The sequence below is a fragment of the Hymenobacter jeollabukensis genome (assembly GCF_005771675.1).
In the GTDB taxonomy this organism is placed as follows: Bacteria; Bacteroidota; Bacteroidia; order Cytophagales; family Hymenobacteraceae; genus Solirubrum; species Solirubrum jeollabukense.
In genome coordinates this window covers 233,003-246,686 of sequence record NZ_VAJM01000008.1, presented here as the reverse complement: position 1 = coordinate 246,686, position 13,684 = coordinate 233,003, and the positions used below count along the sequence as shown (strand labels likewise).

Genomic DNA, 13,684 nt, shown 5'->3' with positions numbered 1-13,684 from the left:
ATGCAGAGCCGAAGGCGAGGAACCGAAGGTCAGCGTAGCTAATCTCGCTGGATAGTAATCTGCTCGTTGACAGAGCGGTTACTACCTGCCATCAGCACGCGAGATGTCTCGGCTGCGCTCGACATGACGTTCTTTATCGATTCTTGCTCGCCTACTCTGAGTAGGTTTTCAGGTGGGGAATGACGGCCTTCGGGTCCTGGTACTTGAACTCGATTTCGTCGCCGTCCTTCACTTTGCGGATGCCCTCCAGCATGATTTTGTCGCCGGGCTTCAGGCCGCCGCTGATGACGAAGAGGTCGGGCATTTCGGCGCCCACGGTCACTTCCGTCTGGTGCACCTTGTTCTTCGCGTCGACCACGTACACGAACTTCTTCTCCAGCACCTCGAAGGTGGCTTTCTGCGGGATGATCAGGGCGTGCTTCAGCGGCACGGTCATCAGCACCGAGCCGGTTTCGCCGTTGCGCAACAGGGCCTTGGGGTTGGGGAAGGTGGCGCGGAAGGCGATGTTGCCGGTTTCGTTGTTGAAGTCGGCCTCGATGGTCTGCACCACGCCGGGGTACTCAAACACCTCGTTGTTGGCCATGCGCAGCCGCACGTTCAGGGCACCAGCGGCCTGCACGTGGGTTTTGTAGGCGAGGTACTCGGCTTCGGGCACGTTGTAGTACACCCACATCTTGCTGTTGTCCGACAGGGTGGTGAGCAAGTCGCCCTCGTCCACCAGGCTGCCCAGCCGGGCCTGGAAGTGGTCCATGATGCCGCTGAACGGCGCCCGAATGGTGGTAAAGCCCAGGTGGGTCTTGGCCAGCGCCACTTCGGCCTTGGCCTTTTCCAGCTTGGCCTGCGACAGCGCCAGCTCGTTGGACGACACGATGTTGCCGGTGGCCAGCTTCTTGGTGTTCTGGTACTCGATGTCCACGAACTTGGCCTCGGCCTCGGCCTTTTTCAGCTCGGCCTCATAGAGCAGCGGCATGATCTGAAACATCAGCTGCCCCTGCTGCACGTGCTGGCCCTCGTCGACGAAGATTTTCTGCAGGTAGCCCTTCTCCAAGGCCCGCATCTCGATGTGCTGGATGGAGTGAATCTGCGCCACGTACTCTTTGGTGATGGTCGTGTCGCGCTGCAAAGGACTGGTGACCAGGAATTTTACCTTTTCTTCCTTGACCTCTTCGTGCTTCGAGCAGCTTGTGGTGCAATACAGGACACTCCAGCTCATGAGCATGAGCGTGAACATTCGTTTCATAAAACCGTGGGTGCAATGACGGGCCTGGTCGGGGCCTAGCAGATGTGATGGAGGAGAAGGTACTGAGCGGGGCCGGCCGGGCTGGGTGGGGCGTGGGCCGCCGGCGGTAATCGGTGCGGTAGCTTGTCCTGGATGGGCCAAACCACGAAATCCAGGGAGTGGACAGCGTTTTTTGCCTCGGGTTGGTGCATGTTGGAAAATGAGCTTTTGCGCGGGCAGCCCCAGCCTTGAATGCCGGCACGGGCGCCGGGCTTCCTTCAACGCCAGCGGGCAGATGTACTGAACCTGCCCCACTGCCCGGCAATTGCCGAGTGATTAGTGTCGCAAAGCAACCACCACTTTGATTAAGACGATATGAAGGAATAGCCCCCAACCGTACTGCACCGCCAGCAGCAAACGGGCCGACGCAAAGTAGATTAATATTTGACTATCAGCACTATAGTTAAACTATCGACACCCAGGTGGCGGCGCGGGTTGGTGAGTTTTTCATGTACGCAGACGCCCGGCCCGGAAGTTTATGAAGCGGGTGCCACGGCGGCCCCCAAGCGCGCTGGCGCCGACGGGGCGCGGGTTCGTCCCATTTCTGCGGGCATTCATCCCAGCGGTTTTCGGCCCGGGGCGGGGCGTCGTACTCTTGCTGCCGAACAAGCACCGCCCCCGGTGCCGAAGTTGCTTGCCTTTCACGATATGCTCCTCCCCTCCGCCCTCGTCCGCCCCTTCCACGTCCTGGCCCCCGACGACGACCCGCAGCCCGCAGCCCCGCGCACCGTGGCCCGCGACCTGCTGCTGGGCTTTGCCCTGTGGGTTATGCTGCTGCTGTTCCTGGTGGCCGTCAATTCCCCCGTAGAGCCGCGGCTCTACGGGGGCACGCTGCTGGCCACGGGCTTCCTGTTTCACGCCGTGGCCTGCCGCTGGCTGATTCCGTCGGCGCTGGCGGGGCGGCGGCCGTTTGGCAACTACTGGCTGAAGGCGTTTCTGGTGCTGGTGGCCTCGGTGGTGCCGGTGGGCCTGGTGCTGCTCATCATCACCAGCGACCCGGAAGTGATGGTGGGCCTCAACGTATTCCTGGTGTTCTTTCACCTGCTGGCCACGGCCCCGCTGTCCTGGGGAATTTACCACCGGCGGCTGCGACGCCACCAGGCCGTGGCCGGGCTGCAGCAGGAGCTGGGCCACTCCACGGCCTCCCTGGATTTGCTCCGCTCCCAGATTAATCCGCACTTCCTCTTCAACGCCCTGAACACGCTCTATGGCACGGCCCTGCAGGAAAACGGTGAGCGGACGGCCCACGGCATTCAGCTGCTGGGCGACATGATGCGCTTCATGCTCCACGAAAACCACCAGCCCTACATCCCGCTGGCCCGCGAAATCGAGTACCTCGGCAACTACATCGAGCTGCAGACCCTGCGCACCGCCACCTCGCCCGACATCCGCATCACGACCAGCCTGAGCGAGGCGCCCCCGGCGGCCCGGATTGCGCCCATGCTGCTCATTCCCTTCGTGGAAAACGCCTTCAAGCACGGCATCAGCCTGCAGCATCCCTCGTGGATCAAGGTGACGCTGCACGTGGAGCACGGCACGCTGTACTTCGACGTGTACAACAGCGTGCACGCCCGCCCCGCCCCCGGCCTGGCCGACGAGCCCGGCGGCATCGGCCTCAGCAACGTGCGCCAGCGCCTGCAGCTGCTCTACCCCGAGCGCCACGAACTCATCATCCGCCGCAGCCTCGACGAGTATTTCGTGCACCTGACGCTGCAACTGTAGGTGGCGGATCCTACGGTTCTGCCGGCAGTAGAGACGCATCCTTGCGTCTCGTCAAAGAACGACACCAGCTGGCTGATCGACCCAAGCCGCCGCCAACCCCGGCCACGATTGAGACGCAACGAGGCGTCTCTACATACCGGCCGGATTGTCGCTGCTTGCACTGCTTGTTACCTTTCCTGCCATGAAAGCCATTGCCATCGACGACGAGCCCATTGCCCTGGACGTGGTGCGCGCCCTGGCCGCCAAGGTGCCCTTCGTGGAGCTGGCCGCCGGCTTCACCGATGCCTTTCAGGGCCTGGCCTACCTGCAGCGCGAGCCGGTGGACTTGCTGTTTCTGGACATCAACATGCCCGACATTTCGGGCCTGGAGCTGGTGCGCACCCTGCCCACGCGCCCGCTCATCGTCTTCACCACCGCCTACGCCGAGCACGCCGTGACGGGCTTCGAGCTCGACGCCGTTGACTACCTGCTGAAGCCCTTCGCGCTGGCCCGCTTCGTGCAGGCCTGCAACCGGGCCCAGGAGCGCCTGCAGCTGCGCCAGTCCCCGGCCGCCGCGCCCCCGCGCGACTACCTGTTTCTGAAAACCGGCTACGAGCAGGTGAAGGTGCGCTACGCCGAAATCCTCTACGTGGAAGCGGCCGGCAACTACGTCACTTTCGCCCTCACGAGCGGGCGCCGCCTGCTCGCCCGCCTCACCATGCAGGAAGTGCTGGCCCTGCTGCCGCCCGGGCAGTTCGCGCGCGTGCACCGCTCCTTCGTGGTAGCCACCGGCCACGTCGACCGGATCGAGCGGCACCAGGTGAGCGTGCAGGGCCACGCGGTGCCGGTGGGCGCGGCCTACCAGGACCAGCTGCGGTTGAGCTGAGGGCGCTGGCTGCCGCGCGGGCCCGGTTTCAGGGCTGCTCTTCAGCCCGCAGGCAAGCGGCTACGGCCAGCGCGAATGCCACGACGCTGGCCAGCGTGCGGATTCGGTGCCAGCGGTTCCAGGGTTCGGCAAACCGGATGCGGGCGGCCCGGAGCTGCGCGGGCGACGAGGCCTGCAGCGGCACGGCGGCCAGGGCCTCGTTGAGCGGAATATTCGCCGCCACGGTAACGCCCAGGCTGCCTGCCAGGTATACGGCCGCCGCCACGACCAGCAGCCGAAACCGCCGCGAACGGGGCCGCCGGCCGTGCTGCGCCGCCGCCACGGGCAGCAGCAGCGGCGCCCCGAAAAAGCTCAGGGCAAACACGGGGTTTTGAATGACTTCGTTGATGGCTTGCATGGCCCCCACGTAGGCGGCATCGGGCAAGCGCCGAAAAGCCGGGTTGACTGCCACTTCAAAGCCGTAGAAGACGCCCGCCACCAGGCCGGTGCAGAGGGTGGCCGAAGCCAGGATCAGGTTTTTCATGGCCGGGACTTCAGTACGAAAGGCTGGCGGCCTGGCGCAGGTAGGTGGCATCGGTGAGCTGGCCGAGCATGAAATCGGCCACGTCGGCGCGGGCAATGCGCATGGGCAGCTGGGCCGTGGGGGCGAAGCCGTGGTGGTAACGGCCGGTGCGCGGGCCGTCGGTGAGGGTGCCGGGGCGGGCAATGGTCCAGTCCACCGCGCTTTGCCGGATCAGCGCCTCCTGCCGCTCCGAGTCGGCGAAGGCGTAGCGCAGCAGCAAGGGCACCAGCAGGTATCGGTAGAGCCAGGGCAGCGCCGGCCGACTGTCGCCCATGCCCAAGGTAGTCAGGCAGATGAAGCGCCGCACGCCGGCCTGCTCCATGGCCTGCAGGATGTGGCGCGTGCCCTCGGACCGCACGGCGTCTTTGCGGCCGGCGGGCGCGCCGAGCGTGGACAAAATGGCGTCGTGGCCAGGCACGGCCTGCCGCACGGCGCGGGCGTCCTGCACATCGCCCTGGACGAGACGCAGCCCCGGATGCTGCAGGGCGAGCCGGGCCGGGTCGCGCACAAAGGCTGTGACGTGGTGGCCCTGCTCCAGGGCCTGCGCGACAAGCTGGCGGCCCGTGCCACCGGTAGCGCCGAAAACGAGTAGGTTCATGGTACTTGCAGTTAGGTTCGCTGCGAAGTACTCGCCGCCGGGGGCGGCAAACTAGAACGAATCCGACACCACCGGCCACCCGCGGCGGTACGGTTGGCGGTGGCCCACTCCCCCACCGCGCCCAATGCCGCCGGCCGCGGCCGATCAGGAAGTCAGCTGCGGAAAGCTTTCCAGTACTTCGCGCGCCTGCCGCTGGTAGCGGCGCGGGGCGGCCCCGGCAAATTCGCGGAACGCCCGGATGTGGTGCGACTGGTCGGCGTAGTTGGCGTCGAAGGCCAGGTCAGACAGCCGGTCGTAGTCGGCGCGGCGCAGCTGGCCCAGCGTGGCCTGGAAGCGGCAGATGCGGGCAAACAACTGCGGCGAGATGCCCACGTGCTGCCGGAAGCGGCGTTGCAGGCTGCGCTCCGGCAGCTGCAGGCACCGCAGCAGCTCGGGCAGGGCCATGCAGCCGCCCGACTGCCGAAGCAACTCCACCGCCTGGTCGACGGCCGCATCGGCCGGCTGTCCGTAGGCGGCGCGCTGCCGAAGCAGCCACCCGGCCAGGGCGGCTACCTGCGCGGCCGGGGCAGCCTCGGGCAATGCCGGAGGGCCGCCGGGCCACTGTTGCAGGTCGAGGCAGGAATCGGTGAGCCCGGCGGCCGACACGCCCAGCAGCGCCGGCAGGGCGCTGGGCTGAAAGTAGGCGCCCACCGTGCCAATGGGCCCGGCCGCGCTGATTTGCTGAGCGAAGCTGGTTTGGCCGTACACAAACTGCCGGGGCCAGACCTTGCCCGCCGCGTCCTGAAAGCCGGCGCTGCCGGGCTGCTGCACGAACAGGCCCGGCGAACCATCGGCCACAATGCGGAAGGTGCTGGGCCCCGCAGCGGCGCTGGTCAGCGTCCAGAAGTAGCGGACGTAGGGCTGCAGGGCGGCGGGCGGATCGAACTGCTGCAGGTGCATGGCAAGGGGGCTGGACAGACCGGGCAGCTGCCCGGCTCGGCGAAACGTAATGTTACGTAGCCGTGGGCAAAGTGCGGCCCTTGTTACCCCGCGCGGTCCTGGCCGTAAACCCAATTTTTGCCATGCCCCACCTGCCGCTGCTCGCCGCCGTTGCCGGCCTGCTCTCTTTTGCTGCCCACGCCCAAACCGCTCGTCCCATGCCCGCCCAACCCACCGCCCAATCGGCCCCCACGAAATACACCCGCACGCCCACCGGCTTTCTGATGGTGCTGCGCCAGGGCGACAACGTGCTGCAGGAGCTGGAGCAGCTGGCCGTGCGCGAAAACATTCCCAGCGCCAGCCTCACCGGTCTGGGCTTCGGCCACCCCACCTTCGGCTTCTGGAACGCCCAGACCAAAACCTACGCGCCCAAGGCCTTTCGCGACCTGGAGCTGGCCAGCCTCACCGGCAGCATTGCCTGGAAAGACGGCAAGCCCGCCCTGCACCTGCACGGCGTGGGCGCCGATAAGGAGTTCAAGCCCGTGGGCGGCCACCTGCTGGCCCTGGAAGTGGGCACCGGCTCGGTGGAGCTGACCATCGTGGTGCATGACCAAAAGCTCAGCCGCGCCGAAGACCCGCGCAACGGCGCCACCGTGCTCGGGGTGGAATAAGCCAGGCACAGTCTGCCGCTTTAGCGCTTTCTTTAGCGTATGATGCTACCCCTATTGCGCGCGTTTATTTATCCGATTGTTGCTTTCCTGGTCGCTGGCCCGGCCTCGCCGCACCCTCAACCCGTTGCCGATGGCAATAAGATTCACTTACTGTCCCTGGATCAGCCGCCCTGCGTCAGTCCCGGCTCGCTGGTGACGGCCAAACTGGCTTACCGCCTCGGGCCCCGCGAGCAATCGGCCTACGGCTATGCGGTGTCGATCAAATTCGCCAGCACCGACCCGGGCGGCACGTTTTCGCTGGGCCTCGACGGGGAGCAGGCCGTCACCCAGCGCCGCGACACGCTTACGCTGAGTTATTCCCTGACGCAGATTCTGGGCAATTCCCACCTCAAGCGCCCGATAACCTGCTACTTCTACCTGCACCGCAATACCAGCGCCAGCAGCAGCGAGGTCATTACCCGCACGCCGGCCGTGGTGTTTCGGGAGTGCCAGTAGGGGCCAGTGTAAAGTAAAATCGGCCGGGGCGCGTCAGCCGCAGCAAGCCACCTGTTGCCATGCCCGCTCCTCTGCCGCCCGCCGTCCGCACCCACTCCCCGCAGACGTTTCTGCAGCAGTTTCTGCCTGTGCCGGCCGTGCTCAGTTCGTTGTTGACGCCCGCCGCCGAGCGGTTTTTCATCGTGCCCGTGGAGCGCATGTACCCGCATTTCACCGGGCCCGTTCCACCGGTGCGGGCCACTGCTCACACCCTGATCCTGCTCACTTCCGGCACGGCGCGCATCCGCATTGGGTCGGCGGCCTGCGTCGCGGAGCCGGGCGAGGTGCTGCTGGTACGGGCCGGGCAGCTGCACTCCTTCGGGCCCGGCGACGAGAATACCGGCCTGCTCTGTCACTTCCACGACGCGTTTTTGCAGGCCGGTCCGGTGGGCAGCGGGGCGGCGGCATTCGGATAGCAGCTTGCCACAATGGGACAACGGGCTACCCGTGCCGGCCCAGATTTGCTTCGCCCGGTTTGTCTACGGGCCATACGAGCTTACTTTTGCCGACTGGCATTGCCCAATCAGGCGGGGCCGTTACGCTCTGAACCTATTTCTGCGGCTGCCTCCCTGGCAGCTATTCAGCCTGCTGTCCGGACTTCCCCTGCTGATTCAATTACTGGCGTGGCGGTGGCCCTGACGCGTCAGGTTGCCTTTTTTGTAGCCGGCTGGCTGGCTGGCTGGCTGGTGGCCATGCTGCTATTCGGGCTGTTCTTCGGCTGGCACTGGGCTCTGAGCACTGGGCACCCGGCTGGCCGAGCGGCTGCCCGCCACCGCCCCCATGCATGTGGGCTGGTTCAAAGCCGCCCTGCTGTTGCCCGTAACCTACATAGCCGGCCTGCTGGTGCTGCTGGCCCTGCTGTTCCGCACCCAATCCTCCACTGCTTTCCCGCCGACTGCCTTGCTGTTCATTGTGCCACTGCACCTGCTGAGCATGGCTGGCATCTTTTACGTGCTGCGCTTTGTGGCCAAAGCCCTGAAAGCCGTGGAATACCAGCGCCCGGTGGAAGTAGGCGACTACCTGGGGGAGTTTTTCCTGCTGTGGTTTTTCCCGGCGGGCATCTGGGTTATTCAGCCCCGCATCAACCGCCTGTTGGCCGACACCCGCGCCTAGCCCGGCCGTGGCCGGAAGTTTCAGCGCCCCAGGTACGCGCCTAGCTCCGACAACGAGCTGATGCCCAATTGCCGGGCCTGCTGGCGGCGCATCAGCAGGGCGTAGGTGTTGTTGAAGCCCAGCGGCGGCAGCCACTGCAGCCCGTAGCGCCGCCCAAACTCGCGCTGCACGTACTCGAACACCGCCGCCGGCCGGCCGCCCAGGGAGTCGAGCACGGCGGGCGGGGGCTGCAGCAGCACCTGCAAGCCGGTGCCGGTGTACTCAGGGTACATATCGATGGCGCCGGAGCGCAGGGCCTCGAAGCAGATGGTGGTGCCGCCCAGGCCGGTTTTGGTTTGGACCTGCAGGTCGGTGTTGCCGCGGATGAGGGCCGCGTACATTTCCGCCAGGATGTACTGCTCGCCGAAGATTTTGGAGCCCAGCCGCACCGTGGCCGCGCCCGCCACGACGGGGCGCGGGGCGCGCCACAGGCCCCGGGCGCGCAGCCAGGCTTCGGCCACGGCGCGGGGCTCCTGGTGCAGGTAGTCGACGCGGTAGTTCAGCTCGGTCATGGCCGAATCGGTGAGCTGGCCGCTGAGCAGGTTCAGCACTGGCCCCAGCTCAGGGTGGGCCCGCAGCAGGGCCGGGCGCAGCACCGGAGCGGCGTAGTAGGGCGGAAACACGCGCCGGTCGTCGCGCAGCACCCGCAGGCCGTAGGCCCGGATGCGCCCGTCGGTGCTGTAGCCGTCGATGACGTCGACGTCGGCGGCGCGGGCGGCTTCGTAGACCAGCGCCGGGGCCAGCACCACGCTGGGCAGGCGGCGCAGGCCGTAGGCGCGCTGCAGGCCGGGCAACCCGTCGGCGCGGCCCACAAACTCGGGGCTGAAGCCGGCCCGCAAGCGGCCTACGGCGCCCGGCAGCAGGTACAGGGCGCCCAGCAGCGGCAGCAGCACCAGCAGCCCGGCGCCCACCCGCGGCAGGCGGCGCAAACTCAGGCGCTGCACGGCGGCCAGGGCGCCATCGAAGGCCAGGGCCAGCGCGGCGGCGGGCAGGGCCCCGGCCAGAATCATCACCGGGTTGTTCAGGGCAATGCCGCCGAAGATGAACTCGCCTAACCCACCCGCCGCCACGTAGGCCGCCAGCGTGGCCACCCCCACCCCGATGACGGCGGCCGTGCGGATGCCGGCCATGAGCACCGGCAGGGCCAGCGGCAGCTCCACCCGGCGCAGCACCTGCCCGTCGGTCAGGCCCAGGCCGCGGGCGGCTTCCACCACGGCCGGGCTCACCCCCCGGATGCCGGTGACGGTGTTGCGGATGATGGGCAGCAGCGAGTAAAGCAGCAGGGCCACGATGGCCGGCGCGGCCCCGATGCCCAGCCAGGGAATCAGGAAGCCGAGCAGAGCAATGCTGGGCACCGTTTGCAGCGCCCCGGCCACGCCCAGCACCAGCGGCGCCCAGCGCGGCCGGCGCGTGAGCCAGAGGCCCAGCGGCACGCCCAGGGCCACGGCCAGCAGCACGGCCGCCGCCGTCAGGCCGATGTGCTGCAGGGTTTGCTCGGCCAGCTTGCCGGCCTGCAGCTGCCAGAAATCCAGCAGTTCGCTCAGTAGATTCATGCGGAGGCGGCTTGCAGGGCGTGGTGAAAGGCGTGCATCAATGGGCCGACAGCGGCGGCCACCGGGTCGGCGGCGGTGAGCTGCTCCAGCGCCGTTTGCACCGGGGTATCGAGGTGGAACCGGGCCAGCGCGGGCAGCGGTGGGGCGGTGGGCAGAAACGGCTGCACGTCGGCCAGGGTGAGGGTGCGCAGTTGCAGCGCCAGCCGCTCGGCGGCGAAAAAGCGGCGCACGAAGTCGTTGGCGGGTTTCAGCAGCAGCTCGCGCGGGGTGCCCAGCTGCTGCACCCGGCCGGCGTCGAGCAGCAGGATGCGGTCGGCCAGCTCGAAGGCTTCGGCCACGTCGTGGGTGACGAGCACCACGGTTTTGCCGCGCAGCTCGGGCAGCTCGCGGAAGTCGCGGCGGATGCCGGCGCGCACCACCGGGTCGAGGGCGCCGAAGGGTTCGTCGAGGAGCACGATGGGCGGATCGGCGGCCAGGGCCCGGGCCAGCCCCACGCGCTGCTGCTGCCCGCCCGACAGCTCGTGCGGCAGACGGCCCGCGTACTCATCCGGCGGCAGGTGCAGGCGCGTGAGCAGCTCGTGGGTGCGGGCCTCGATGGCGGCCGGGGCGTGGCCGAGCAGGCGGGGCACCACGGCCACGTTGTCGGCCACCGAGTAGTGCGGCAGCAGGCCCACCTGCTGAATCACGTAGCCCAGACCGCGGCGCAGCTCCTCGGGCCGCTGCCGCCGCACGTCCTGCCCGTTGATTTCCACGGTACCGGCGTCGGGCTCTACCAGGCGGTTGAGCATTTTGAGCACGGTGGTTTTGCCGCAGCCCGAGGGCCCGAGCAGCACCAGCGTTTCGCCGGCCGTCAGTTCAAAAGAAACGTCGTCGACCACGCGCTGCGGGCCGTAGCGCTTGGTGAGGCCGCGGGCGCGGATGACGGGCAGAGCTGGGGTGTCGGGCATGATGCGGGGCAAGGTACGACCAGCGGCGTACGTCGGGCGCTGGCGCAACTCAGGCCCCGGGCAGTAGCGCGCTGAGCAGGAACAGCAGCACACTCAGCCCCAGCAGCCCGGCCCCGACCAGGCAGAACACCACGACCCGAAAGGTGCGGCGCGCCGCCTCGACGGTGGGCATGACCACCTGCCGGGGATTAGCCGGATTGTAGCGCACCGCTACCCGCTGCCCGCGACGGAAATGCAGCTGGTCCCAGAATCTTCCCACCGCCGCCACCCCCACGATGGTGTGCCCGGCCGCCGTGCGAAAGCGCACCAACACCCGCGTGCCGAGAGTGTCGGCCTGGTTGGGCTCATGTTCTGCGAAGTCCACCACTTCGCCCTGGGCCGGAACTGCCGCGGCGCCACTGTCAGCCCGACGCAATAACAAGGGCAAGCCCCCGAACAGGCCCAGCAGACAGGCCGCGCCGAACAGGATAAATACGTGGGGACTAAAGGAAAGAAGCCAGGAAAACAGCATCGGGGCAGCGGAATGCGGGAATTGCCTGTAACGCCGGCAGCCGGCGGGAGTTACGCCCCCGTAAATTCTTGCCCCCGACAGGCAACCCGTTGAGCCCTCCGCTCCGAGTGCGGCGGAGAAACCGCGGGAGGTTGGCCCCCCGGGTTTATCTTCGCCGACAACTCCGGCGTTTCCATTCTCACCTCCTTCTACCCCGCATGAAAAACCTGGTACTCCCCCTGCTCACCGCCGCTGCGCTGCTCATGCTGCCCTCGTTCACTACCCCGCTGGCCCCCGCCGGCTCCGCCGTCGTCACCCGCAAAGCCGGGCCCGAAACCTACGCCGTGCAGCCCCAGCTGAGCACCCTGGGCTGGGTGGCCAAGAAAGTGGGCGGCCAGCACAACGGCGCGGTGCCGCTGAAAGAAGGCGCGGTGCAGGTAAAGGGCAGCCAGATCGTGGGCGGCACGTTCACCTTCGACGTGGCCAACCTGACCGTGGAAGACAACCCCAGCCCGCGCCTGACCGCGCACCTGAAGTCCGACGACTTCTTCAGCACCGAGAAAAACCCCACGGCCACCTTCGTCATCACCAGCCTGAAGAACACCAAGCCCGACGCGGCCGGCAACAACGCCGAAGTGACCGGCAACCTCACCATCAAGGGCATCACCCAGCCCATCAGCTTCCCGGCCAAGGTGGGCGTGAAGGACGGCGTGGCCGCCGCCTCGGGCACGGCCACCGTCGACCGCACCAAGTTCGACATCAAGTTCCGCTCGAAGTCCTTGCTCGACACCGCCGCCGACAAGGTCATCGACGACAACTTCACGCTGAACTTCAACGTGGTGGCCAAGAAAGCCGCCCGCAGCTAAGCAGTAGTCCCCCTGTTTCGGTCTTGTAGCGCCCGCCTGGCCGAGTGGCCGGACGGGCGCTTTCGCGTTTGGCCGGGCCGCACGCGAAAACGCCCGCGAGCAGCGTTGAACGCTTGGTTTTCCCGTGCTGCGTATGCTTTATCGTTATTTCCTTGTTATTGGGCTGCTCGTTGGGCTGATGGGGGAGCGTGCCGCGGGCCAGAGCCGCCTGCGTATCGACGCGGCGGCCCCGGTGGATTCTCTGGTCGACAACGCGCTGGTGGGGCGGGGCGTGCGCGTGGGCAACGTGCGCCTGAGCGGCCTGCGCACCAGCTTGGGCAGTTTCGCCATCGATACCAACATTATCGGCATGCGGCGCGGTCTGCTGCTTTCCACCGGCGACGTGCGCAAGATAGCGCACGAAAACAGCTCACCCGGCACCAGCGGCGTAGCCGCTGACTTCGGCCAAAAATTTCGACCGGACAAGGATCTGGCCCGCATCTGCCGCTGCCGCCCCGCCGACCAAGTCATCCTCGAATTTGACTTCGTCCCGGCGCACAACGCGGTATCGTTTCGCTACTGCTTTGCCTCGGAGGAATACCGGGAGTTCGTGGGTTCGGGCTTCGACGACGCGTTTGCCTTCGTGCTCAGCGGCCCGCGGGTAGCACGACGTAACCTGGCCGTGCTGCCCGGCGGCAGGGTGCGCGTAGCCATCAACACCGTCAACCACCGGCGCCGCGCCGAGCTGTACCTCAACAACGACTACTTCCTCAACTACGGCCTGCTCAAAAAGTCGAAAAAGGGGCCGCACGCCTCTTGGCCGCGCCGGGTCTGGAACTGGTTGTTCAACCGCCACAACCACGACCCGCGCGGCTTCTACGCGCTGGAAAAGGAGAAAAAAAAGCTTAATCAGGCCCTGGTCAGCTCCTTTGAGTACGATGGTTTCACGCGGGTGCTTACGGCGCAGGCCTACGTGCAGCCCTGGCAGCTCTACCACCTCAAGCTGGTGGTGGCCGATGTGGGCGACGCCGCTTTCGATTCCGGTGTATTCCTGGAGCAGGGTTCCTTCAGCAGCGCCCGCGACACCACCGAGCCCGGCTTCGTGGCCTACCGCGATATGAGCCGGCGCATGAACTGGGACAGCATTTTCGGCCGCCTGCGCCCCGCTCCCACTGTCCTGACCGCGCCCGCGCCCGATCCGAGCACCGTCATCATCGGCTTCGCAGTAGACGCCGACGGCTTAGCTCCGGCCGAGCGAGTCCGCCTCGACGCCTTCGCCCACTACGCCTTGGCCCACCCCGGCCAACTACAGATTCAGGGCTTCACCGATAACACCGGCTCGTCGCGCCACAACCAGCAGCTCTCGGAGCGGCGGGCACTGCGGGTCATGTTTTACCTCAGCCGCCAGGGAGTACCCCGCAGCCGCATGCAGTACCTGGGCCTGAGCGCCGAAAATCCCGTGGCCAGCAACGAGGACGACGAAGGCCGCGCCGCCAACCGCCGGGTGGAAGTCAGCCTGGTAGACGACTGACCCGGCGCATTGGCTTG

The 13,684-nt window shown here is 66.9% G+C and carries 15 protein-coding genes; 8 read left to right on the top strand and 7 right to left on the bottom strand.

Features of this window, described 5'->3' with window-relative positions:
* Positions 1–151: 151 nt before the first annotated feature.
* Positions 152–1,240, bottom strand: a complete 1,089-nt coding sequence (locus FDY95_RS16435; RefSeq protein WP_138079420.1) for an efflux RND transporter periplasmic adaptor subunit — start codon at positions 1,238–1,240, stop codon at positions 152–154.
* Between the two features lie 687 nt (positions 1,241–1,927).
* Here FDY95_RS16435 and FDY95_RS16430 point away from each other — a divergent pair.
* Positions 1,928–3,001, top strand: coding sequence for a sensor histidine kinase (locus tag FDY95_RS16430; RefSeq protein WP_138079418.1), 1,074 nt, complete (start codon positions 1,928–1,930; stop codon positions 2,999–3,001).
* Positions 3,002–3,182: 181 nt separating this feature from the next.
* On the top strand, positions 3,183–3,866 hold the full coding sequence (locus tag FDY95_RS16425) for a LytR/AlgR family response regulator transcription factor (RefSeq protein WP_138079416.1): 684 nt from the start codon (positions 3,183–3,185) through the stop codon (positions 3,864–3,866).
* Between the two features lie 28 nt (positions 3,867–3,894).
* Here the strand turns inward: FDY95_RS16425 and FDY95_RS16420 are convergent, their stop codons facing one another.
* The 3 genes from FDY95_RS16420 to FDY95_RS16410 all read right to left on the bottom strand — a co-directional run bounded on the left by FDY95_RS16420 (position 3,895) and on the right by FDY95_RS16410 (position 5,965).
* Complete coding sequence (locus tag FDY95_RS16420; protein ID WP_138079414.1) at positions 3,895–4,389, bottom strand: anthrone oxygenase family protein; 495 nt, start codon at positions 4,387–4,389, stop codon at positions 3,895–3,897.
* Positions 4,390–4,399: 10 nt separating this feature from the next.
* Positions 4,400–5,026, bottom strand: coding sequence for an NAD(P)-dependent oxidoreductase (locus FDY95_RS16415; protein WP_138079412.1), 627 nt, complete (start codon positions 5,024–5,026; stop codon positions 4,400–4,402).
* A gap of 144 nt (positions 5,027–5,170) precedes the next feature.
* Positions 5,171–5,965 (bottom strand): AraC family transcriptional regulator, encoded by a 795-nt coding sequence (locus tag FDY95_RS16410; RefSeq protein WP_138079410.1) that lies wholly within the window; start codon positions 5,963–5,965, stop codon positions 5,171–5,173.
* A 122-nt stretch (positions 5,966–6,087) separates the two neighbouring features.
* Between FDY95_RS16410 and FDY95_RS16405 the strand changes: the two genes are divergently transcribed.
* The 4 genes from FDY95_RS16405 (at position 6,088) to FDY95_RS16390 (ending at position 8,262) form a co-directional block, all read left to right on the top strand.
* On the top strand, positions 6,088–6,615 hold the full coding sequence (locus FDY95_RS16405; protein WP_212744912.1) for a PPC domain-containing DNA-binding protein: 528 nt from the start codon (positions 6,088–6,090) through the stop codon (positions 6,613–6,615).
* Positions 6,616–6,654: 39 nt separating this feature from the next.
* Positions 6,655–7,110: a hypothetical protein gene (locus FDY95_RS16400; protein WP_138079408.1), complete on the top strand. Its 456-nt coding sequence runs from the start codon at positions 6,655–6,657 to the stop codon at positions 7,108–7,110.
* Positions 7,111–7,169: 59 nt separating this feature from the next.
* Positions 7,170–7,565 (top strand): AraC family ligand binding domain-containing protein, encoded by a 396-nt coding sequence (locus FDY95_RS16395; protein ID WP_138079406.1) that lies wholly within the window; start codon positions 7,170–7,172, stop codon positions 7,563–7,565.
* A gap of 370 nt (positions 7,566–7,935) precedes the next feature.
* A complete protein-coding gene (locus tag FDY95_RS16390) occupies positions 7,936–8,262 on the top strand; it encodes a hypothetical protein (protein WP_138079404.1) in 327 nt (108 codons plus the stop codon).
* Positions 8,263–8,282: 20 nt separating this feature from the next.
* On the opposite strand, the gene FDY95_RS16385 is transcribed toward FDY95_RS16390, so the two are convergent.
* The 3 genes from FDY95_RS16385 to FDY95_RS16375 are packed head-to-tail and all read right to left on the bottom strand — an operon-like array spanning position 8,283 to position 11,312.
* A complete protein-coding gene (locus FDY95_RS16385) occupies positions 8,283–9,854 on the bottom strand; it encodes an ABC transporter permease/substrate-binding protein (protein ID WP_138079402.1) in 1,572 nt (523 codons plus the stop codon).
* Complete coding sequence (locus FDY95_RS16380) at positions 9,851–10,801, bottom strand: ABC transporter ATP-binding protein (RefSeq protein WP_138079400.1); 951 nt, start codon at positions 10,799–10,801, stop codon at positions 9,851–9,853. Before FDY95_RS16380 ends, FDY95_RS16385 begins: the two co-directional genes overlap by 4 nt.
* 49 nt (positions 10,802–10,850) lie before the next feature.
* Entirely contained in the window at positions 10,851–11,312 is a 462-nt protein-coding gene (locus tag FDY95_RS16375; RefSeq protein ID WP_138079398.1) for a DUF3592 domain-containing protein, read from the bottom strand.
* Between the two features lie 197 nt (positions 11,313–11,509).
* On the opposite strand from FDY95_RS16375, the gene FDY95_RS16370 reads away from it, so the two are divergent.
* Positions 11,510–12,157, top strand: a complete 648-nt coding sequence (locus tag FDY95_RS16370; protein ID WP_246074056.1) for a YceI family protein — start codon at positions 11,510–11,512, stop codon at positions 12,155–12,157.
* Between the two features lie 133 nt (positions 12,158–12,290).
* A complete protein-coding gene (locus FDY95_RS16365; RefSeq protein WP_138079397.1) occupies positions 12,291–13,667 on the top strand; it encodes an OmpA family protein in 1,377 nt (458 codons plus the stop codon).
* Positions 13,668–13,684 lie beyond the last annotated feature (17 nt).

What these genes read in the sequence shown, in the direction of transcription:
- FDY95_RS16435 (WP_138079420.1), bottom strand. Translation starts at nt 1,240, where the DNA reads ATGAAACGAATGTTCACGCTCATGCTCATGAGCTGGAGTGTCCTGTAT.
- FDY95_RS16430 (WP_138079418.1), top strand. Translation starts at nt 1,928, where the DNA reads ATGCTCCTCCCCTCCGCCCTCGTCCGCCCCTTCCACGTCCTGGCCCCC.
- FDY95_RS16425 (WP_138079416.1), top strand. Translation starts at nt 3,183, where the DNA reads ATGAAAGCCATTGCCATCGACGACGAGCCCATTGCCCTGGACGTGGTG.
- FDY95_RS16420 (WP_138079414.1), bottom strand. Translation starts at nt 4,389, where the DNA reads ATGAAAAACCTGATCCTGGCTTCGGCCACCCTCTGCACCGGCCTGGTG.
- FDY95_RS16415 (WP_138079412.1), bottom strand. Translation starts at nt 5,026, where the DNA reads ATGAACCTACTCGTTTTCGGCGCTACCGGTGGCACGGGCCGCCAGCTT.
- FDY95_RS16410 (WP_138079410.1), bottom strand. Translation starts at nt 5,965, where the DNA reads ATGCACCTGCAGCAGTTCGATCCGCCCGCCGCCCTGCAGCCCTACGTC.
- FDY95_RS16405 (WP_212744912.1), top strand. Translation starts at nt 6,088, where the DNA reads ATGCCCCACCTGCCGCTGCTCGCCGCCGTTGCCGGCCTGCTCTCTTTT.
- FDY95_RS16400 (WP_138079408.1), top strand. Translation starts at nt 6,655, where the DNA reads ATGATGCTACCCCTATTGCGCGCGTTTATTTATCCGATTGTTGCTTTC.
- FDY95_RS16395 (WP_138079406.1), top strand. Translation starts at nt 7,170, where the DNA reads ATGCCCGCTCCTCTGCCGCCCGCCGTCCGCACCCACTCCCCGCAGACG.
- FDY95_RS16385 (WP_138079402.1), bottom strand. Translation starts at nt 9,854, where the DNA reads ATGAATCTACTGAGCGAACTGCTGGATTTCTGGCAGCTGCAGGCCGGC.
- FDY95_RS16380 (WP_138079400.1), bottom strand. Translation starts at nt 10,801, where the DNA reads ATGCCCGACACCCCAGCTCTGCCCGTCATCCGCGCCCGCGGCCTCACC.
- FDY95_RS16375 (WP_138079398.1), bottom strand. Translation starts at nt 11,312, where the DNA reads ATGCTGTTTTCCTGGCTTCTTTCCTTTAGTCCCCACGTATTTATCCTG.
- FDY95_RS16370 (WP_246074056.1), top strand. Translation starts at nt 11,510, where the DNA reads ATGAAAAACCTGGTACTCCCCCTGCTCACCGCCGCTGCGCTGCTCATG.
- FDY95_RS16365 (WP_138079397.1), top strand. Translation starts at nt 12,291, where the DNA reads ATGCTTTATCGTTATTTCCTTGTTATTGGGCTGCTCGTTGGGCTGATG.